General features: G+C 64.4%; 15 protein-coding genes. 9 read left to right on the forward strand and 6 right to left on the reverse strand.

Annotated features, from left to right (window positions below; genetic code table 11):
- Window positions 1-27: 27 nt before the first annotated feature.
- The 3 genes from IG122_RS13750 to IG122_RS13760 are packed head-to-tail and all read right to left on the reverse strand — an operon-like array spanning window position 28 to window position 3,247.
- Entirely contained in the window at window positions 28-1,023 is a 996-nt protein-coding gene (locus IG122_RS13750) for a 1-aminocyclopropane-1-carboxylate deaminase/D-cysteine desulfhydrase (protein ID WP_193184448.1), read from the reverse strand.
- A 34-nt stretch (window positions 1,024-1,057) separates the two neighbouring features.
- Entirely contained in the window at window positions 1,058-2,425 is a 1,368-nt protein-coding gene (locus IG122_RS13755; protein ID WP_193184450.1) for a glutamate--cysteine ligase, read from the reverse strand.
- Window positions 2,426-2,476: 51 nt separating this feature from the next.
- Window positions 2,477-3,247: a 16S rRNA (uracil(1498)-N(3))-methyltransferase gene (locus IG122_RS13760; protein ID WP_193184452.1), complete on the reverse strand. Its 771-nt coding sequence runs from the start codon at window positions 3,245-3,247 to the stop codon at window positions 2,477-2,479.
- 96 nt (window positions 3,248-3,343) lie between these two features.
- Here IG122_RS13760 and ubiA point away from each other — a divergent pair, with 96 nt between their 5' ends.
- Both ubiA and IG122_RS13770 read left to right on the forward strand, forming a co-directional pair.
- On the forward strand, window positions 3,344-4,255 hold the full coding sequence (gene ubiA, locus IG122_RS13765; protein WP_193184454.1) for a 4-hydroxybenzoate octaprenyltransferase: 912 nt from the start codon (window positions 3,344-3,346) through the stop codon (window positions 4,253-4,255).
- Window positions 4,252-4,965 carry a class I SAM-dependent methyltransferase gene (locus IG122_RS13770; protein WP_193184456.1) on the forward strand — a complete coding sequence of 238 codons (714 nt, stop codon included), beginning with the start codon at window positions 4,252-4,254 and terminating at the stop codon, window positions 4,963-4,965. The genes ubiA and IG122_RS13770 overlap by 4 nt, the downstream gene beginning before the upstream one ends.
- Here the strand turns inward: IG122_RS13770 and IG122_RS13775 are convergent.
- Window positions 4,946-5,680, reverse strand: coding sequence for a hypothetical protein (locus tag IG122_RS13775; RefSeq protein ID WP_193184458.1), 735 nt, complete (start codon window positions 5,678-5,680; stop codon window positions 4,946-4,948). The two genes, IG122_RS13770 and IG122_RS13775, sit on opposite strands and share 20 nt — an antisense overlap.
- A gap of 471 nt (window positions 5,681-6,151) precedes the next feature.
- Here IG122_RS13775 and IG122_RS13780 point away from each other — a divergent pair, with 471 nt between their 5' ends.
- The 4 genes from IG122_RS13780 (at window position 6,152) to IG122_RS13795 (ending at window position 15,168) form a co-directional block, all read left to right on the forward strand.
- Window positions 6,152-8,797 carry a methyl-accepting chemotaxis protein gene (locus tag IG122_RS13780; protein ID WP_193184460.1) on the forward strand — a complete coding sequence of 882 codons (2,646 nt, stop codon included), beginning with the start codon at window positions 6,152-6,154 and terminating at the stop codon, window positions 8,795-8,797.
- A 304-nt stretch (window positions 8,798-9,101) separates the two neighbouring features.
- Window positions 9,102-11,750, forward strand: coding sequence for a methyl-accepting chemotaxis protein (locus IG122_RS24480; RefSeq protein WP_193184462.1), 2,649 nt, complete (start codon window positions 9,102-9,104; stop codon window positions 11,748-11,750).
- A gap of 350 nt (window positions 11,751-12,100) precedes the next feature.
- Window positions 12,101-14,737, forward strand: coding sequence for a methyl-accepting chemotaxis protein (locus IG122_RS24485; RefSeq protein ID WP_193184464.1), 2,637 nt, complete (start codon window positions 12,101-12,103; stop codon window positions 14,735-14,737).
- Between the two features lie 5 nt (window positions 14,738-14,742).
- Entirely contained in the window at window positions 14,743-15,168 is a 426-nt protein-coding gene (locus tag IG122_RS13795) for a RidA family protein (RefSeq protein WP_193184467.1), read from the forward strand.
- Between the two features lie 3 nt (window positions 15,169-15,171).
- On the opposite strand, the gene IG122_RS13800 is transcribed toward IG122_RS13795, so the two are convergent.
- Window positions 15,172-15,753: a GNAT family N-acetyltransferase gene (locus tag IG122_RS13800; RefSeq protein ID WP_319024887.1), complete on the reverse strand. Its 582-nt coding sequence runs from the start codon at window positions 15,751-15,753 to the stop codon at window positions 15,172-15,174.
- A gap of 2 nt (window positions 15,754-15,755) precedes the next feature.
- On the reverse strand, window positions 15,756-16,937 hold the full coding sequence (locus tag IG122_RS13805) for a DNA recombination protein RmuC (RefSeq protein WP_193184469.1): 1,182 nt from the start codon (window positions 16,935-16,937) through the stop codon (window positions 15,756-15,758).
- A 152-nt stretch (window positions 16,938-17,089) separates the two neighbouring features.
- On the opposite strand from IG122_RS13805, the gene def reads away from it, so the two are divergent.
- From def to truA, 3 genes are read left to right on the forward strand one after another with little or no spacing between them, the layout of a single operon-like run.
- A complete protein-coding gene (gene def, locus IG122_RS13810; protein ID WP_193184471.1) occupies window positions 17,090-17,617 on the forward strand; it encodes a peptide deformylase in 528 nt (175 codons plus the stop codon).
- A gap of 20 nt (window positions 17,618-17,637) precedes the next feature.
- Window positions 17,638-18,606, forward strand: a complete 969-nt coding sequence (fmt, locus tag IG122_RS13815; RefSeq protein ID WP_193184472.1) for a methionyl-tRNA formyltransferase — start codon at window positions 17,638-17,640, stop codon at window positions 18,604-18,606.
- Window positions 18,607-18,611: 5 nt separating this feature from the next.
- On the forward strand, window positions 18,612-19,352 hold the full coding sequence (gene truA, locus IG122_RS13820; RefSeq protein ID WP_193184474.1) for a tRNA pseudouridine(38-40) synthase TruA: 741 nt from the start codon (window positions 18,612-18,614) through the stop codon (window positions 19,350-19,352).
- The last annotated feature ends 1 nt before the right edge of the window (window position 19,353 follow it).

Below are 19,353 nucleotides of genomic sequence, written 5' to 3' on the forward strand. Positions count from 1 at the left end.
CTTCCGCTTCTTATGGCGGGCCCGAGACTAGTCGCCCCGGACGAGGACGGCATTGTAAAAATCGTCTTCGAAGAGAGACGCGGTGCCGCCGGTATGGAGCAGGCAGGCTGGCTCGTCCGGCGCGATGCTGCCATCGGCCAGCATCGAAAGCAGGGCCGCGGCCGGTTTCGCGGTGTAGGTCTGTTCGAGCAACAGGGCCTCGGTCTCGGCGAATTGCCGGATCGCCGCGACGGCGTCCGGTCCCGGAATGCCGTACCCTGGCCCCAGAAACCGGTCGGTGAAGCGGGCGATCGAACCGACCGGCCGATCGGCGGCCCCGAGCAGCAGTTCGAGCCCGGCGAAGATCCGGGAGACACGCTCCGCCAGCTCCGCGACACCGTATTCGACGCTGACGAGATGGGCTTCGCCGTCGAAACCGCCACGGACCAGGCCATAGAGAAAGCCGGCCTCGGTCGGCCCCATGGAGCCCGGAAGCAGGATATGTCGGAGCACCACGCCCCGGGCGCGGGCCTGATCGAGCAGTTCCATACCGGCATGGACATAGCCCGCGGCACCGAGCACCGGGTCTCCCACGAGATACGGTTTACGGCCTTCCCGGCGCAGCTCCTCGACCCTGGCTTCCGCGGCCTGTCTGCGCTCGCTCTCGCCGACCGGGCCGAGGTAGGAGATCTCGGCCCCGAAAAGATGGCTGAGCCGAAGATTGCCTTCGATGCGCGCCGGCCGGTCAGCATTATGCAGGATGACGCAGCCGAGACCTGACTTTGCCGCGGCCGCGGCGGTCAGACGGCACTGGTTCGAGGCGGTGTGCCCCGCGACGACCAGCGTGTCCGCGCCGGCTGCGAACGCCGCGCCGAGCCAGTATTCGAGAGAACGCAGCTTGTTGCCGCCCAGGCCGAGCGGCATTGCGTCATCCCGTTTGATAAAGAGGCGCGGATGGCCGGTCTCCCGGCCGAGACGCTGCAAGGGCTGGAAGGGCGTCGGCCCTTCCAGCAAAGGGTATCTCGGGAGCGCGTCCAGCTCCATCCCTTCCCCTTTCCGGTCCGATAGCCGCCGCCGATCAGTACCGCTGGTATTCGAACAGCGGATCGATCTTGCCGCCCCACGCGCCGTGATAGAGATCGAGCAGGCGGTCGGCGGGAGACTTGCCTGATTCGGCGACTTCCTGCAGCCAGTTGAGGAAGCCGGTCTCGTCATTGCCTTCGGAATCGACGCAAGCCCGGCGCTTCAGGCCATGGCGGGAAATCTCGATCATGCGCTTCGCCAGGTCCTGCACCGTGCCGTCGCGGAACGGGGTCTGCAGGCCGTGTTTCGGAACCGCAGCGCGCAGCGCTTCCATTTCCTCGATACTCCAGCCGGCGATCATGTCGGCCGCGGCCTGCTGCGCGTCCTTGTCGTACAGAATGCCGGTCCAGAGCGCGGGCAGCGCACAGATGTTGCGCCACGGGCCGGTGTCGGCGCCGCGCATCTCGATATATTTCTTCAGCCGGACCTCAGGGAAACTGGTCGTCATGTGATCGGTCCAGTCGCCCATGAAGGCCTCTTCGCCCTCGTAACCCTCGAGTTTGCCCGCCATGAACTTGCGGAAGCTCTTGCCGGACACATCCTGATACTCGCCGTCGCGGTAGAGGAAATACATCGGCACATCGAGCATGTAGTCGACATAGCGCTCGAAGCCGAAGCCGTCCTCGAAGACGAAGGGCAGCATGCCGCAGCGGTCCGGATCGGTATCGGTCCAGACATGGGAGCGGTAGCTCTTGAAGCCGTTCGGCTTGCCCTCCTTGAAGGGCGAGTTGGCGAAGAGCGCGGTCGCGACCGGCTGCAGAGCGACACTGATGCGGAATTTCTCCACCATGTCGGCTTCGCTCTCGAAATCGTAGTTCCCCTGCACCGTGCAGGTACGCTTCATCATGTCGAGGCCGAGGGTGCCGACCTTCTGCATGTAGGCGCTCATGATCACATAGCGCCCCTTGGGCATGAACTCGATCTCCTCGCGGGTCGAGGTCGGATCGAAACCGGCCCCGAGCATGCCGACGCCGAGTTCGTCGTTCACTTCCTTGATCTGCGCAAGGTGGGTGTGCACCTCGTCACAGGTCTGGTGCAGGTTATCCAGCGGAGCGCCGGAGAGCTCGAACTGTCCGCCCGGCTCCAGTGTGATCGCGCAGCCGCTGTGATTAAGCGCGATGACATTGTCGCCCTCGTAGATCGGATCCCAGTCGAACTTGTCGACCAGCCCCTGCAGGATGGCGCCGATGCCGTCCTTGCCGAAATAAGGCAAGCGCTTGTGGTCGCTGAGGCGGAAGGGGAATTTCTCGTGCTCGGTTCCGATTCGCCACGCGTCGCGCGGCTTGCAGGCGGATTCCAGATCCTCGACGAGCTGCGCCTTGCTGACGATGGGATCGCCCTTGGCGCCAGGGGGACGGGACATGTTTCCTCCGTTAGGATCGAAGTTGCGCGCCTGACGGCCGCGCTCTCGGGTTTAGAGATCAAGTCCCTCGGGACGTTTCATGGTCCAATCCCCGGCCAGTGCCTGCCAACAGGCGAGCGCCGCGAGCGCCGCCGTGTCGGCACGCAACAAACGCGGCCCTAGACTGACTGGTGTAACAAAGGAGCATTGCCGCAAGCGGTCAAGTTCACGATCGGCAAAACCTCCTTCCGGACCGATCAACAATCCGCTAGGGGTTCCCCCCTTGAAAGGATGCTCCGACAACACATGGGCGATCGGGTTACCGGCCCCCGTCTCGTCGCAGACGATCAGAGGGCGATCTTCCGGCCAGGCGTCGAGCAGCGCGTCGAGACGCACCGGTTCTCGGATTTCCGGCACGCTGACCCGTGCTGTCTGTTCTGCCGCCTCGATCGCGTTCGCCAGCAGGCGGTCGGTCTTCACGCGTTCCACGTTGGTGCGCTCGGTCAGGACCGGCCAGAGCAGCGAGGCCCCGAGTTCGGTCGCCTTCTGGGCGATGAAATCGATGCGCGCGCGCTTGATCGGCGCGAAGGCGAGCCAGATATCGGGCTCTTCGATCTGCGGACGGCTCTGCTCTCTCAGTCCGAGCGAGGTCCTACTCTTGCCGATCTCGTCGATCTCCGCGACCCATTCCCCGTCCCGGCCATTGAACAGCGCGACCCTGGCGCCGGCGCCGAGCCGGAGGACGTTTTTCAGATAATGGCTCTGGTCTTTCTCGAGGACGACACTCCCGCCGGCGGAGAGATCGGTGCTCACGAAGAGACGGGTTTCGATCTTTTGGCTCATCCAGCCTCACGCTTCGGCGACGCGGAACCGCGCCAGCCAGGACCTCGCACCCCGGTGCTTGCCCGGGAGTGCCGCCCGGTTTATGCAGAAGCCACCATGACCGCAAGCGATATCGCACGCAATGACTGGGTGGACCGGCTGCTGCCATCCGCCGCACGCCCCTATGCCCGCCTGATGCGGCTCGACCGGCCGATCGGGACCTGGCTGCTGCTGCTCCCCTGTTGGTGGGGCCTCGCGCTCGGCTGGCAGGCGACCGGCAAGGCTCTCTCCGTGCCCGACCTCATCTGGCTCTATGTCCTGTTCAGCGTCGGTGCGACCGTGATGCGCGGCGCCGGCTGCACCATCAACGATCTCTGGGACCGCGAGTTCGACCGCAAGGTCGCCCGCACGATGGAGAGGCCGATCGCCAGCGGCGCGATCTCGGTGCGACAGGCCTTCGCCTTCCTCGGCCTGCAACTCGGCGTCGGGCTGCTCATCCTGCTGCAACTGAACGAAACCTGCTGGCTGCTCGGCGTTCTGGTGCTGGTGCTGGTCGTCACCTATCCGCTCTTCAAGCGGATCACCTACTGGCCGCAATTCGTTCTCGGCCTGACCTTCAACTGGGGCGCGCTCATGGGATGGGCTGCTGTCACGGGAGATATCCAGCTCGCCAACAGCGTGCTGTACGCCGCCGGGATCGTCTGGACGCTCGGATACGACACGATCTACGCCCACCAGGACAAGGAGGACGACGTGCTGATCGGCGTGAAATCCTCCGCCCTCGCCCTCGGCGCCCGGACGGTGCCGTTCCTCTGGATCGTCTATCCCCTGACCCTCGCGGGGATCGCCGCCAGCGGCGCGCTGATCGGTCTCGGTTGGACGTTCTATCTCGTTCTGGCCGCCGCCGGCGCGCAGCTCCTCTGGCAGATTCGCACGATCGATATCGACGATCCGAAGGGCTGCCTGCTCCGCTTCCAGTCCAACCGCTATTTCGGCTGGATCGTCACCCTGGCGATCCTCGCAGGATGACGCCGGGCGGAACCCCGTCCGTCACGGCGGAGTTCATTCTCCGCAACACCGAACTTGCTTCCCCGCCGATGGTTCCGGAACTGACGCTTCATCTCGCGACGGAAATCACACCGCTCTGGGAAGCGACGGAAAGCGAGCTGCAGCAGCTCGGATTGCCGCCACCCTACTGGGCCTTCGCTTGGGCCGGCGGACAGGCGCTCGCACGCTATGTGATCGATCACCCCCATCTGGTCGCCGGCCGCCGCGTCCTCGATATCGGCGCCGGATCCGGCATCGTCAGCCTTGCCGCCCTCTGGGTTTCGGCCGCGACGGTCATCGCCAACGACACAGATCCGGTCGCCGGCCTCGCGATCCGGATGAACGCAGAGGCAAACGGTCTCGAGACGGGGCTGTCCTTCGCCGGACGGGACATGTTCGACGAGCCGACGCTCGCGGAGGACGGCAATCCGCTGTTCGATGTCGTGCTCGCCGGGGACGTCTTCTACGAGCGCCCCATGGCCGTGCGCGCCGAGGCCTGGCTGCGGCGTCACGCGGCGGCGGGCGCGCTCGTGCTCGTCGGCGACCCGGGCCGGGCCTATCTGCCGAAAAGCGGTCGTCTGCATTGCGCCACCTATCAGGTCCCGGTTTCCACCGAGCTCGAGGACAGGGAGATCCGGGAAACCTCCGTCTGGCAGATCACCGCCGAGACCGCTACCCCAGCAGGATCCTGAAACGCGGGTCTTCGAAGGCGAGCACGGTTTCGGACATCCTTTGAGAAAGGCCCCTGCGGCGCTCCAGGTTCTCGTCGTCAAGCAGGGAGAGGATCCAGTCCTCGACATCCGGGCGGTCCCCGAAACGTTCGTGCAACAGCGCGAGCTTGGCGGCCTGAGGGAGGCTGGAGAAGCTTCGGTTTCGAGCCTCGATCTCCGCGAGCGCCACCGGTGCTCCGTCGAGTGCCAGCGCTCCGCGCCGGGTGATGTAGCAGCCGGCGCGCACCACCGGACGCGCCGCACCGAGGTCGATCGCACTCTCGTCGAAGGTCCCGTAGACGTAGCTTTCCCCGACATTTTCGGTCTCGTGCATGCGCTCGAGCTGCGGCGCCGTCAGCCAGGTGACCGCGACCTGGACTTCCGTGCCCGCACTGGTGTGCAGCGTCGCCGGGACGGACCCGTACCCCGCAAGATGCGCGCAATAGACGACGTCATAGCCATGCATCCAGCCCCAGGTCACCGGAATCTCGCTGCCCGGACCATCGCCGAACTTGCGCCGTAACTGTTCCGGCGCACGGTTGGAGCCAACCGCGATCACCGGCTGCCGGCCGGACAGGTCGATCCCGTCGTCAAACGGCTCCGCCCGGCCACGGGCGAAGAGGAAATCACCCTCGGGCGCCGGATAAGGATATCCGTATGCCCGTCGAAGCCTCGGATTGTCATGCGACGCAGACATGGGTACGGGACTGTTTCTCGAATTAACGTGAAAGTTGAATATTTCTATACGCCGAAAGGACGTATTTGCGGGCACGCTACACTCCGGAAATCTTCCGCGAAACCTGAATGTTCAAAAATTTTTTCTTTATCTCAATGTGTTAATATCAAATCTCCATTTAAGCAATTAATCTTGCTTTTTAAGTAAATCTTCTTAATTTCCTGAGAACCCTGAACTTTCGATCATTATTTCCCTCCGTATTTTAGGCAATTATTAATATACTGAGAACATGTTCGACTTTGGGAACGGTGTCTCTGGGGAAGATCGTACCTACAGCATTCTTCCGGCTTCGACCGGCAGCAGAGCGCTGCGGGGCGTTGCGGTCGGAAGCGGCCCCCGAAACACCATTGAACCAGAGAACAAGATCCCGTTCCCGCGCTGGATGAGCGCGAGGCAAGCGGCGGCAAAGCGGACTACCCGGGAGGAAATCAAATGTCGGCAAGTGAACTCACCACGGATGAAATCGATCAGGAAGAGTCCGGTCAGCCCGCTGTCAAACGCAGAGGGATCGGTGTCGGTGGCAAACTCTATCTTGCCATCGGTGGAATGTTCTTCATCACCGTGGTGGCCGCAGCCGTTTCCCTTTGGGCGTTCGGCGACCTGAAGCGGGCGATGAACGGCTTCGCTGGCGAGGCGATCCCGGCGATCAAGAGTTCGCTTCAGATGGCCGCCGAAAGCGCCGCCGTCGCCGCCAAGGCACCGGAAATCGTGACCGCACAGTCCGAGGAGGAACGCGCCGCGACCGAAGCCGAAATCGCCGCCCTGCTGACCCGGCTGGAAACCCGGGTGACCGGCCTGTCCGCCCTCACAGAAGAACAGAGACAGAAAAACCTCCAGCTCATCACCGACTTCCGGACCGGCATTGACTCGCTCGGACATAAGATGCGGGAAAAGGACGAGATCGCAGCCCGTATCCGCACCAACGTGACGGCGCTGCTCACCACCCACGAAGAGTTCCTCGGGGAGATCACGCCGCTCGTCGACGCTGCGAGTTCCAGTCTGGCGAAGACCGGCCGGGACGCGGTGGACGGTACGTCCAAGATGATCGTCTCCCTGCTCGAGGGAGAAGTCAGCGCGCTCAGGGCCGGACTGCGCCTCAATGCGGGCCTTCGCGAGATCCTGGCCCTGCTCGCCCGGACCAAGGCGACCGCGGATTTCGAAGCAGTGCCTCCGCTGCGCGAGCGTTTCGATGCAATCGCTGTGGAGATTCTGCAACAAGAGGAACTGCTGCCCGATACGGAGGCGGCAAATACCCTCAGGACCTATACGAACGATCTCCTGGCACTCGGTACCGGCGAGAACTCCATCTTCGCCGTCCGGACGACCGAGCTCGATTACAACAAGTCGCTGACCTTCCAGGAAACCCTGGCCCTGCAGGAGAAGAGCGGAGCCCTGAACCAAAAACTCACGGGGCTTGAAGAACAGTTCTCCGAGATGGTGGAACCGGTGATCGCAGCCGCGAGCTCCAACCTCACCGAAGGCGGAAAGACCCTCACGGATACGATCGGCAAGACCATCAATGGCTTCGTCCGGGGCGATGTCGCGCGGCTGCGCGCGACGCTGCAGCTCACCGCCGAAGCCAATCTCCTCGCAGGACTTATCAATTCGGGTGCCAGCGCCACCGACATGCCGGGACTCAATGTGCTGGACGGACGATTCCTGATGGGGAGCGTCAATCTCGACGATGCCGTCTCGGAATTCGAGCAGCATGCCCAGAATTCGCGGGTGGCCGATCTCGTCGCAAAGATCACGGCATTCGGCGTCGGAGACGCAAGCGTCTTCGGACTGCGCCGGTCGCAGCTCGAGATCGACGAGGCGGCGCTCGCCGCGCTGGCGGCGAGCCGTGAGACGGCCGCCGCGATCGAGCAGGAAGTCCGCGGGATCGTTGCCGAGGCGGAAAAAACCGCAGCGGCGAGCGAGACCAGCGCGCTCCGCCGGATCGAGGAGAGCCAGAAACTGCTCTTCGGGATGGTCGCCATCAGCGCCGCGGCCGGCCTGCTGATCGGCTGGCTCATGGTGTTCCGTCAGGTGGTGCGCCGGGTCAATCTGCTCGCCGACAAGATGGGCGTGATCGCGGACGGCGATCTGGAAACCGACGTGGACACATCCGGCTCCGACGAGATTTCCGCCATGGCGCGGACAGTCGAGGTGTTCCGCGACAACGGCCGAGAGGTCGAGCGCCTGCGCGACGAGCAGCAGCGCGCCGAGGCCCGCTCCGCGGAGGAGCGGCGCAAGGCGATGCTGAACCTCGCGGACACCTTCGAGCAATCGGTGAAGGCCATCGTCGACCAGGTCGGCCTCTCGGCCCGCGAGATGGAGAAGAGCTCGGAGACCATGGTGAGCGCCTCCGAGCAGGTGAAGACCGAGTCCGGCGGCGTGCTCTCCATCGCCGAGACCACATCGAGCAATGTGAATACCGTCGCCGCCGCGGCCGAGCAGCTCGCAGCCTCGGTACAGGAGATCTCCAACAATATCGGAGAGACCTCCCGTGTGGCACAGCGCGCCGCCGACAAGGCGGAGACGACGGACCGCATCGTCGCCAGTCTCGATGCGGAATCGCAGAAGATCGGCGAGGTGGTGAAGCTGATCACCGACATCGCCGAGCAGACCAACCTGCTGGCGCTGAACGCGACCATCGAGGCGGCCCGCGCCGGCGATGCAGGCAAAGGCTTCGCAGTCGTCGCCTCGGAGGTGAAAAACCTCGCGACCCAGACCGCGAAAGCGACCGAGGAGATCTCCGCGCAGATCGACGCGGTGCAGGCCAACACCAACCAGGCGGTGGACGCGATCCGCGAGATCGGCACCCTGATCGGCGACATGACCGAGAAAATGATGGCAATCTCCAGCGCGGTCGAGGAGCAGGGTGCCTCGACCGACGAGATCGCGCGCAGCACCTCGGAAGCCGCGCAGAGCACCAATCAGGTGAGCGCGACCATGGACGGCATGATGAGCGTCGCCGGCGAGGCGGGAACGACCGCCGACCAGGTGCTCTCTGCCGCACGGGGCGTCGCCGCGCAGGCGCAGTCCCTCGACCGCGAGGTCGCGACCTTCCTCAACAAGGTGAGAAGCGGGACCTGATCGGCTGACGCCGGTCAGCCGAAAGAGAGCGTCACTGGGCAGGCGGACTTCAACGGTCCGCCCGTTCCCGTGAAACACCATTGAAGTTGATCAAATTTTCCGAAAATTCTTCTGCAAATTTACCTTTAACGCCATCTAACAACCGAATAAAAACACTGACTTTTTTGCACTTGCGCTCTATACCCGTTTACCGCTGATATTGCAGTCGCGAATACGTTTGCTGACTTGCCCACTATAGATTATGCGGACGCGACACCGTCGTCCCGCACACACGTATTAATGGCGAATTCGAAGGACGGTCCCCGTGGAAAACGCAGCGCATACCCATGACCCCTCGGTCGACTCGGACGAAGAGTTGAACAAACCGAAGACGAAGCGCCGGGGTCCCGGTGTCGGAGGCAAGCTCTACATGGCCCTCATAGGGGTCACCTTGGTGACCCTGGTTGCCATCGGGATCTCGATCGCCGCTTTCACAGGCCTGCAAGAGACCCTCGACCAGTTCACCGGGCGCTCGATCCCGGCGATCAAGAATTCCATGGCCCTCGCCAATGCGAGCGCGAATATCGCCGCGACCGCGCCGGCACTGGTCAGCGCCCAGACCGACGAGGAGCGGGCGGAGATCGAGAACGGCATGCAGCTCGGTATCGGCGAACTGCGCCAGCGGCTCGATACCCTGACCGCACTGCCGGAAACGGAGCGGAACAAGCTCTCCGGTCTCGTCACCGACATCGAAGGCGCCCTCGCCGACTTGCAGGCGACGATCGAGCGCCGGGAAGAGCTGCGGACCGCCCTCGGCAAGAAGACCGCGGAGATCAGGCAGGCGCACGGCCTCTTCGTCGCGGAAGCGATCCCGGTGATCCAGCTGGCGAACGAGACCCTGACCTTTCGCGGCGAAGACACGATCAGTTCGTCCGTACGCGCCGTCGAGGAATTGCTCGAGGGCGAGGTTCAGCAATTGCAGTCCGGGCTGAAGGCCGCCGCCTTCGGTAACGAGATATTGTCGATCATCGCCCTGACGACGACCGCCGGATCGGAAGAGATGCTGGACATGCTGAAGGATGAGTTCGATCAGAGCTCGAACAAGGTCTACGACGCCGTGAACAATCTGGCGGAGACCGAGAATTCCATCGCGCTGCGAGATGTCTCGCTCGGCCTCAGTCTGTTCGGTCTCGGCGACAAATCGGTCTTCGAGCTTCGTAAACAGGAACTTACGAAAGGCTCCCTGCCGATCGGCCAGCAGCTGCAGCTCGACATCAAGCGTGTCGCGCTCAAGGCCGAAGTCGCGGAACTGTCGAGCAAATTCAAGAACTCGATCGATCCGGTCGTTACCGAGGCGAGTTACAAGCTCATCGCCGGCGGGGAGAAGCTGGTCGACAACGTGAAGAGTTCCATCACCACGCTCGTCAACGAGGACGCGGGCAATATCAAGACCGCGCTGGAGCTCGTCGCTCAGGCGAATCTCGTGGCCGGCCTTCTGAACGCGGCCGCCGGCGCGCCCGATGCCGACTCCATCAAGCAGACCGGGTACCAGTTCCAGGCCGCCACCGATGCGATGAACGCCGCACTGGGGGAGTTCCGCGAACGCGGGATCGACGAGGTCACGGCGGAGAAGGCGGAAATGCTCAACACTTTCGGCACAGGCGACGAGTCGGTGTTCGAGCTTCGCCGCACTTTGTTGGAAACCGAGGCCGAAGCCGTAGCCGCACTCACCCGTAGCCGCGAAAGCGTGGCGGCAATGACCAGTGATGTGAACGCGCTTGTGGCCGCCGCCGAAACCGAGGCGACGGCGAGCGAGAATTCGGCCAAGGACACGATCGTGAAGAGCCGCCAATTGCTCTTCGCGATAGGCGGGATCGGCGCGCTGGCCGGCCTGCTGATCGGCTGGCTGCTTGTCTCGCGCCAGGTTGTCAGCCGGGTGAACGGTCTGCAGCAGACGATGGCCGAAATCGCGGACGGCAATCTTGAGGCGGAGGTAAACACTTCGGGCTCTGACGAGATCTCCGCCATGGCACGGACGGTGGAAGTGTTCCGCGACAATGGCCGAGAGGTCGAGCGCCTGCGCGACGAGCAGCAGCGCGCCGAGGCCCGCTCCGCCGAGGAACGTCGCAAGGCGATGCTGAACCTCGCCGATACCTTCGAGCAGTCGGTCAAAGCCATCGTCGACCAGGTCGGGCTCTCCGCCCGCGAGATGGAGAAGAGCTCGGAGACCATGGTGAGCACCTCCGAGCAGGTGAAGAATGAGTCCGGCGGCGTGCTCTCCATCGCCGAGACCACATCGAGCAATGTGAATACCGTCGCCGCGGCGGCCGAGCAGCTCGCCGCCTCGGTGCAGGAGATCAGCGTCAATATCTCCGAGACCTCCCGTGTGGCACAGCGCGCCGCCGACAAGGCGGAGACGACGGACCGCATCGTCGCCAGTCTCGATGCGGAATCGCAGAAGATCGGCGAGGTGGTGAAGCTGATCACCGACATCGCCGAGCAGACCAACCTGCTGGCGCTGAACGCGACCATCGAGGCGGCCCGCGCCGGCGATGCAGGCAAAGGCTTCGCAGTCGTCGCCTCGGAGGTGAAAAACCTCGCGACCCAGACCGCGAAAGCGACCGAGGAGATCTCCGCGCAGATCGACGCGGTGCAGGCCAACACCAACCAGGCGGTGGACGCGATCCGCGAGATCGGCACCCTGATCGGCGACATGACCGAGAAGATGATCGCGGTCTCCAGCGCGGTCGAGGAACAGGGCGCCTCGACGGACGAGATCGCGCGCTCCTCATCGGAAGCGGCACAGAGCACCAATCAGGTGAGCGCGACCATGAACGGCATGATGAGCGTCGCCGGCGAGGCGGGAACCACCGCCGATCAGGTACTCTCCGCCGCCAAGGGGGTCGCCGCGCAGGCGCAATCTCTGGACCGAGAGGTCGCGACATTCCTCGACAAGGTCAGAAGCGGGACCTGATCGGCAGGGGCAACAACCCTGAACCGATGCTTGCGAATGGGCGGACCTCTGCAGTCCGCCCGTTCTTTTTGCGCTGCGAAATCATTGATCCGATTAGGTAATCCGCTTTCTGGATGCGTGTTTATCAACTAATCGGCAAATCCATCTAAAAATTAACCATAAAACTGAGAAATAAGTGAATATTTACAGTGCCTTTTTCGAACTTGATCTCACCTATCTGGTGACGTCAAAGTGGCCTTGACGCGCTATTTTGCACCGCACAATGCGAGTGCCCCAGCGCCGTTTCGGGGACGCACTCTCCATCGATCCGTCTTTGGAGGGAGGCAAAGCTTGCAGGGGGATCTCAGGCCGTGGACCAGTCACTGGAGTCGGACGACGTAAATCTCATTCCGGACGACGCGGAAGCCGAACGGGCGGAAGAAGACCGCTCCCGTCCGCGGCGCGGCGTCGGTGTCGGCGGCAAGCTCTATCTTGCGCTTGGCGGCATCACCCTCATCACCTTGAGCGCCGCCATCATCTCGATCCTCGCCTTCACCACCCTGCAGCAGGCGCTCGACCAGTTCACCGGCCAGTCCATCCCCGCGATCAAGAATTCGATGGCCCTCGCCAATGCGAGCGCGAACATCGCCGCCACAGCGCCAGCACTGGTCAGCGCCGCGAACCAGGAAGAGCGCGATACGATTCAAGCCGACATGGAGGCCGGTCTCTCCGATCTCCGAGGCCGCCTGCAGCAGATGCCGTCGCTCGACGAGGAAGGCCGGGCCGGTCTGTCCGCGCTGATCGGGGAGATCGAAAGCGCGCTCGCCGAACTCCAGACCACGATCGGCCAACGCGACGAACTACGTACCGCGCTCGATACGACGACGGCCAATCTCCGCAAGGAACAGAGGCTCTTCGTATCCGGCGCCCTGCCCCTCGTGCGGCAGGCAAGCGATACCCTGCGGCAGCGCGGTGAGACTGCGATCAGTTTTTCCGGCGAGGCCGTCGAGAACCTGCTGACCCAGGAGCTGGTGCAGCTCGAATCCGGCCTCAGGACGGCCGCTCTCGGGCATGAGATGCTCTCCATCATCGCTCTGGCGGCGACGGCGGGGACAGAGCCCGATGTCGACACCCTGGAAACCCGGTTCAAGGGTGTCGCCGGTCAGATCCACGACGCCGTGAACATGCTGGACGAGAGCGACGCCGCCTACGATCTGAGGCAGATCGGCCTCAAGCTGCTGTTCTTCGGCAAGGGCTCCAAATCGGTGTTCGATCTGCGTAAAGCGGAACTTGGCGGAAACGGCGACCCGCAGCGGCGCGCCGACATCGACGCGGAAGTCGCCGAGCTGACGGCGACCTTCCGGGCCTCGATCGATCCGGTGATCGAAGAGGCGACCGCACGGCTCACCGCCGGCGGTACCGGCCTGGTCGACAATATCAAGGACGCGATCTCCAAGCTGATCCACGAGGACGTCACCGTGATTCGCGACGCGCTCGAACTCGTCGCCAAGGCCAACCACATCGCCGGATTGCTGAATGCCGCGGCCGGTGCGCCGGATACGCTGGCGGTCGGGCAGATCTCCAGCGAGTTCATCCTGTCGAACAACGGCCTCCTGAGCGCGCTCGGCAGCTTCGAGAACAAGCTCGATCCTCTGACTCTGGAAAGCGGCAATCTGCTGGTCGGCTTCGGTCTCGGAGACAATTCCATCTTCAATCTGCGCACCCGGCTTCTGGAGACCGAAGCCGCCTCGCAGGAAGCGCTGGCGAAGAGCCGGGCCGCGGTCGCGACCATGTCGGACAAGGTTCACGAGCTCGTCTCCGATGCCGAGGCCGCGGCGACGGTCAGCGAGCAGTCGGCCCGCAAAACGGTGACCAACAGCAAGTACTTCATGTTCGCGGTCTGCGGCGCGAGCGTCGTGCTCAGCTTCCTGATCGGCTGGCTGCTGGTCTCCCGTCAGGTTGTGCGCCGGGTGAACGGCCTGCAGCGGACAATGGCCGAGATCGCCGACGGCGATCTGGAAACCGAAGTCGATACCGCCGGTTCCGACGAAATCTCCGCCATGGCGCGGACCGTGGAGGTGTTCCGCGACAATGGCCGCGAGGTCGAGCGGCTGCGCGACGAGCAGCAGCGCACCGAGGCACGCTCCGCCGAGGAACGGCGCCAGGCGATGCTGAACCTCGCGGACACGTTCGAGCGGTCGGTGAAGGCCATTGTCGATCAGGTCGGCCAGTCCGCGGCGGCGATGGAGAAGAGTTCGGAGACCATGGTGAACGCCTCCGAGCAGGTGAAAAGCGAGTCCACCGGCGTGCGCGCGGTCGCGGAGGCGACCTCAAGCAATGTGAACACGGTGGCCGCTGCGGCCGAGGAGCTCGCCGCGTCGGTGCAGGAGATCAGCGCGAACATCTCCGAGACCTCCCGGGTAGCGCAGCAGGCTGCGGAGAAGGCGCAGAACACGGACCGCATCGTTGTCAGTCTGGACGCTGAATCGCAAAAGATCGGCGAGGTCGTCAGCCTCATCAACGACATCGCCGAGCAGACCAATCTCCTGGCCCTGAACGCGACGATCGAGGCGGCACGGGCGGGCGATGCCGGCAAGGGCTTCGCCGTGGTCGCCTCCGAGGTGAAAAACCTCGCGACCCAGACCGCGAAGGCGACCGAAGAGATCTCGGCTCAGATAGATGCCGTTCAGGCCAACACGAACCAGGCCGTCGAGGCGATCCGCGAGATCGGCACGCTGATCGGCGACATGACCGAAAAGATGATCGCGGTCTCCAGCGCGGTCGAGGAACAGGGCGCCTCGACGGACGAGATCGCGCGTTCCTCCTCGGAAGCGGCGCAGAGCACCAATCAGGTGAGCGAGACCATGAACGGCATGATGAGCGTCGCCGGCGAGGCCGGCAGCACGGCCGACGAGGTGCTCTCCGCCGCCAAGGGGGTCGCGGCGCAGGCCCAGTCGCTCGACCGCGAGGTTGCAACTTTCCTTAACAAGGTCAGAAGCGGTACATAATCTGCATGACTGAAATCATCCGTATCTCCCCTGGAAACGTCTGGTCGGATCCGGAGTTCCCGTTCTCCCAGGCCGTGGTCGAGCCGTCGGGGCGGCGGGTGCACCTGACCGGTCAAGTGGCCTGGGATGCCGAGGGAAGGATTGTCGGGCCTGGGGACCCGGGGCTTCAAACCGAAATGGCAATCGACAATATCGAGGCCATCCTGGGGGCCCTTGGGGGGCGTCTCGAGGACATCGTCTCGACCACGATGTACTATGTCCGGGACCGGGACCTTCCTGCGATCCAGCAGGTCCGCACGAAGCGATTCTCGAAACAACACGGTCCGGCCACGACCGGAATCAAGGTGGTCGGCCTCGTCGACCCCGACCTTCTGATTGAGCTGACCGCCATCGCGGTCATTCCCGAAGACCGCTTTCATTCACCGTCGTGATGCCTAGCCGGTGCTCGCCCATTCGCGCGCCAGGATGGCGTAGACGAAATCCTCCGCCCAGGCGCCCTTGAAGAACTCCTTCTCCCGGTAATGCGCCTCGCGCCGCATGCCGAGCTTCTCCATCAGCTTCCAGGAAGCGGTGTTGCGCACGTCGCAATGGGCGCTGATCCGGTGCATGCCGAAATGCGCGAAGCCCAGTTCCAGTCCCTTGCGCGCGGCCTCCAGCGCATAGCCCCGGCCCTGATGGCGCGGGTCGAAGACATAGCCGATCTCGCCCTGCAGATTTTCCCGGCTCAGCAGCTGCAGCTTCAGGTTCCCGAGATAGGCGCCGTCCTCCCGCCGTTCGACGGCAATCTTGAGCTCGTCCCCGTCCGCTTCGAGGACAGGCGGGATCATGTACCGCGCCAGCGCTTCCGGCGCCTCCGCGCGCGTCATCGGTTCGCCGTAGAGCATCGCGACGACCTCCGGATTGGAGCGCAGCCGGAAGACATTCTCAAGGTCGTCGTCGCGGTAGGCACGGAGGCAAAGCCGCTCGGTCAGCACCGGCAATTCGAGCGTCGTGTGTTTCAGATCACGGTCGGCCACGGTCAGCTTTCGAGCGGCAGATGTTCTGTAGTACCGAGCAGATCGGCCGCCGCATCGCCCGAGCCCTCGGCAGTCCCGACCTCGATCTCCTCGATCAACTCGCCGCGGCGGGTGATCTTGTTGGTCGAGGTGCGGATATCGCGGATATCCTTCTCCGCCTGATTGAAATGCGTTTCCAGCTTGCCGACCCTTTCGTCCAGCCGTCCGACATCCGTCAGCATGGTGCGCACCTCCTTCTGGATCACGTGCGCCTGCTCGCGCATGCGGGCATCCTTCAGCACCGCGCGCACCGTGTTCAGCGTTGCCATCAGCGTGGTCGGCGAGACAATCCAGACCCGCTCCTTCCAGGACTGCTCGACGACCTGCGGCAGGTTCGCATGCAGCTCGGCATAGATCGCCTCCGACGGCAGGAACATCAGCGCCGATTCCGCCGTTTCCCCCGGCACGATGTAGCGCGCCGAGATATCCTTCACATGCTTCAGGATCGCGGTCGCCATCTGCTTACGGGCCGCGGCGCGCTCCGCGTCACTCGAGGCATTCATCAGCGCATGATAGCTCTCCAGCGGGAACTTGGCGTCGATCGCGATGGAACCCGGCGGGTTCGGCAGGTCGATCAGGCAGTCGACGCGCCGGTTCTCGCCAATCTGCGCCTGGAAACGGTAGGCGTTGGGCGGCAGGATCGAGCTAACGAGATCGTTCAGCTGGATCTCCCCGAAGGCGCCGCGCGCCTGCTTGTTGGAAAGAATATCCTGCAATCCGACCACCTGGGTGGAAAGCTCGGTGATGTTCTTCTGCGCCGTGTCGATGATCGCGAGGCGCTGCTGCAGCTCCGAGAGCGAGGTTTGCGCCTTGGTGCTGGATTTCTCCAGGCTCTCGCCGACCTTACGGGTCACGTCGGCCAGCCGTTCGTCGAGCCTTTTGGCGACCTCCCGCTCCTGCAGCTGCATCAGCTCGGCGATCTTCGCCTGCGCCGCGGCATGGTTTTCGGAGAGCTGGGTCACCCGTCCCGCGAGTTCGGCCTGTGCCGCGGCGGCGCGCTCCGCCTGCTCCGCCTGGCGCCGGGCCGACTCCTCGAGCACCATGGCGATACGGTCGTCCCCGCCGCGCCCCCGCATCAGGGCCACGACCGCGACGAGAACCGCGAGGGCGGCGACCGCCGCCAGCACCAGGGTCAGACTATCCATGCCTGTTTCCACATCCGAACCGCTTCTTGCGAATCACTTATCCTACCACGCTCGACGTAGCGCACGCGCCTCCGGAAGGCGCCGCCAAACTTGACCTCGGCAGGGCGATCCCCTAACTCAGGGGCGGCTGGCAACAAAACCGAAACACCCGCATGAGCAAGCGTGACATCGTCTGGGCGCCGGACAAGGTCCTGAAGACCAAATGCACTCCGGTCGAGACAATCGACGACGAGATCCGGCAGATCCTCGATGACATGCTGGAGACCATGTATGACGCGCCCGGCATCGGCCTGGCGGCGCCCCAGATCGGCCTCACCAAGCGGCTCATCGTCATCGACGTCGCGGGCAAGGACGAGGAGCCGCAACCGCTCAGGATCGTCAATCCGGAGATCGTCTGGTCCTCGGACGAGGTGAGCACCTACGAGGAGGGCTGCCTCTCCCTGCCCGGCCACTATGCCGACGTGACCCGCCCGGCCGCGGTCAGGGTGAAGTATCTCGACGAGACCGGGGCCGCGCAGGAGATCGAGGCCGACGGCCTGCTCGCCACCTGCCTGCAGCACGAGATCGACCATATCGACGGCGTCCTCTTCGTCGATCATCTCTCCGCTCTGAAGCGGAACATGATCCTGAGGAAGATGGCCAAGGCGAAGAAACAGCGCGCCGAAGACGAAGCGGCCTAGATCCGATCGGAACCTCTCCCATGTCCGGGTCCGCCCAGACCGCCATCACCCCTTACGAGCCCCTCCGCCTCGCCTTCATGGGCACGCCGGACTTCTCCGTGCCTGTGCTGGAGGCGCTGGTCGCCGCCGGACACGAGATCGCGGCGGTCTACAGCCAGCCGCCCCGCCCCGCCGGGCGCGGCAAGAAGGAGCGCAAGTCGCCGGTGCACGAGGCCGCCGAGCGCCACGGCATTCCGGTCTTCACCCCGGTCTCGCTGCGCAACGCCGAGGAACAGGCGCGATTCCGCAACCTCGCGCTCGACGCCGCCGTGGTCGTCGCCTACGGGCTGATCCTGCCGAAGGAGATCCTGGAGGCGCCGCGGCTCGGCTGCATCAATGTCCATGCCTCGCTGCTGCCGCGCTGGCGCGGCGCGGCGCCGATCCAGCGCGCCATCCTCGCCGGCGACAGTGAGACCGGCGTCACCATCATGGCGATGGACGAGGGTCTCGATACCGGCGACATGCTGATGGCCGAGCGCGTGCCGATCACGGAGGAGACCACCGGCGAGACCCTGCATGACACGCTCTCCGCCGTCGGCGCCAAGCTGATCCTGCCGGCGCTCGCCGCGATTGCCGGCGGCTATGTCGAGGCGAGCCCGCAGCCGGAGGACGGCGTCACCTATGCCGAGAAGCTGACCCGGGAGACCGGCCACCTCGACTGGTCGAAAGGCGCGGAGGAGCTGGAGCGGACCATCCGCGCCCTCGCCCCCTGGCCCGGCGCCTGGTTCGAACTCGGCGGCGAACGTTTCAAGGTCTTTGCGGGTGAGGTGCTGAAGCTCGGCCCGCTCTCCAACGATCCGGGCACCGTGCTCGACGGAGAGCTTACCGTCTCCTGCGCCGAGGACGCGCTGCGCATCACCCGCCTGCAGCGGCCGGGAAAGGCACCGATGGATGCGGCAGACCTGCTGCGCGGCTTCGACGGTCTCGCGCCCGGCACGAAACTCGGCTGAGCCCCGTGCCGCGCTTCAGGATCACGATCGAATATGACGGCGGCGATTTTTCCGGCTGGCAGCGCCAGGCCAACGGACCGTCGATCCAGCAGGCACTCGAAGAGGCGGTGACCGCTTTCTCCGGCGAGTCTGTCGAGGTCGTCGGCGCCGGACGAACCGACGCAGGTGTGCATGCCCTGGCGCAGGTCGCGCATTTCGACCTGGAGACCGACCGCTTCGATGCGGCCACCGTGATGAAGGCGGTGAACTTCCACCTAAAACCGGCCCCCATCGTGATCCGCCATACGGCGGAGGCGGATCCGGAGTTCCATGCCCGCTTCTCCGCCACCCGGCGGTCCTACCTCTATCGCATCCTCAACCGCCCGGCCCCGCCGGCGCTCGATCGCGGCCGCGTCTGGCACGTTCCGCAACAGCTCGATGCCGGCGCCATGCACGAGGCGGCGGAAGCCCTGCTCGGCAATCACGACTTCACCACTTTCCGGGCGAAGCACTGCCAGGCGCAGTCGCCGGTGAAGACCCTCGATGCCCTGACCGTCTCGCGCGTCGGCGAGGAGATCCACCTGAACGCCCACGCCCGCTCCTTCCTGCATCATCAGATCCGCAACATCACCGGCACGCTGAAGCTGGTCGGCGAAGGGAAATGGACGCGGAAGGACGTGGAGGCGGCACTTGCGGCGAAGGACCGGGCCGCAGGCGGGCCGACGGCACCGCCGGATGGGCTCTATCTGGTCTCGGTCGGATACTGAC

It is taken from the genome of Nisaea sediminum, from assembly GCF_014904705.1.
Classification (GTDB): Bacteria; Pseudomonadota; Alphaproteobacteria; order Thalassobaculales; family Thalassobaculaceae; genus Nisaea; species Nisaea sediminum.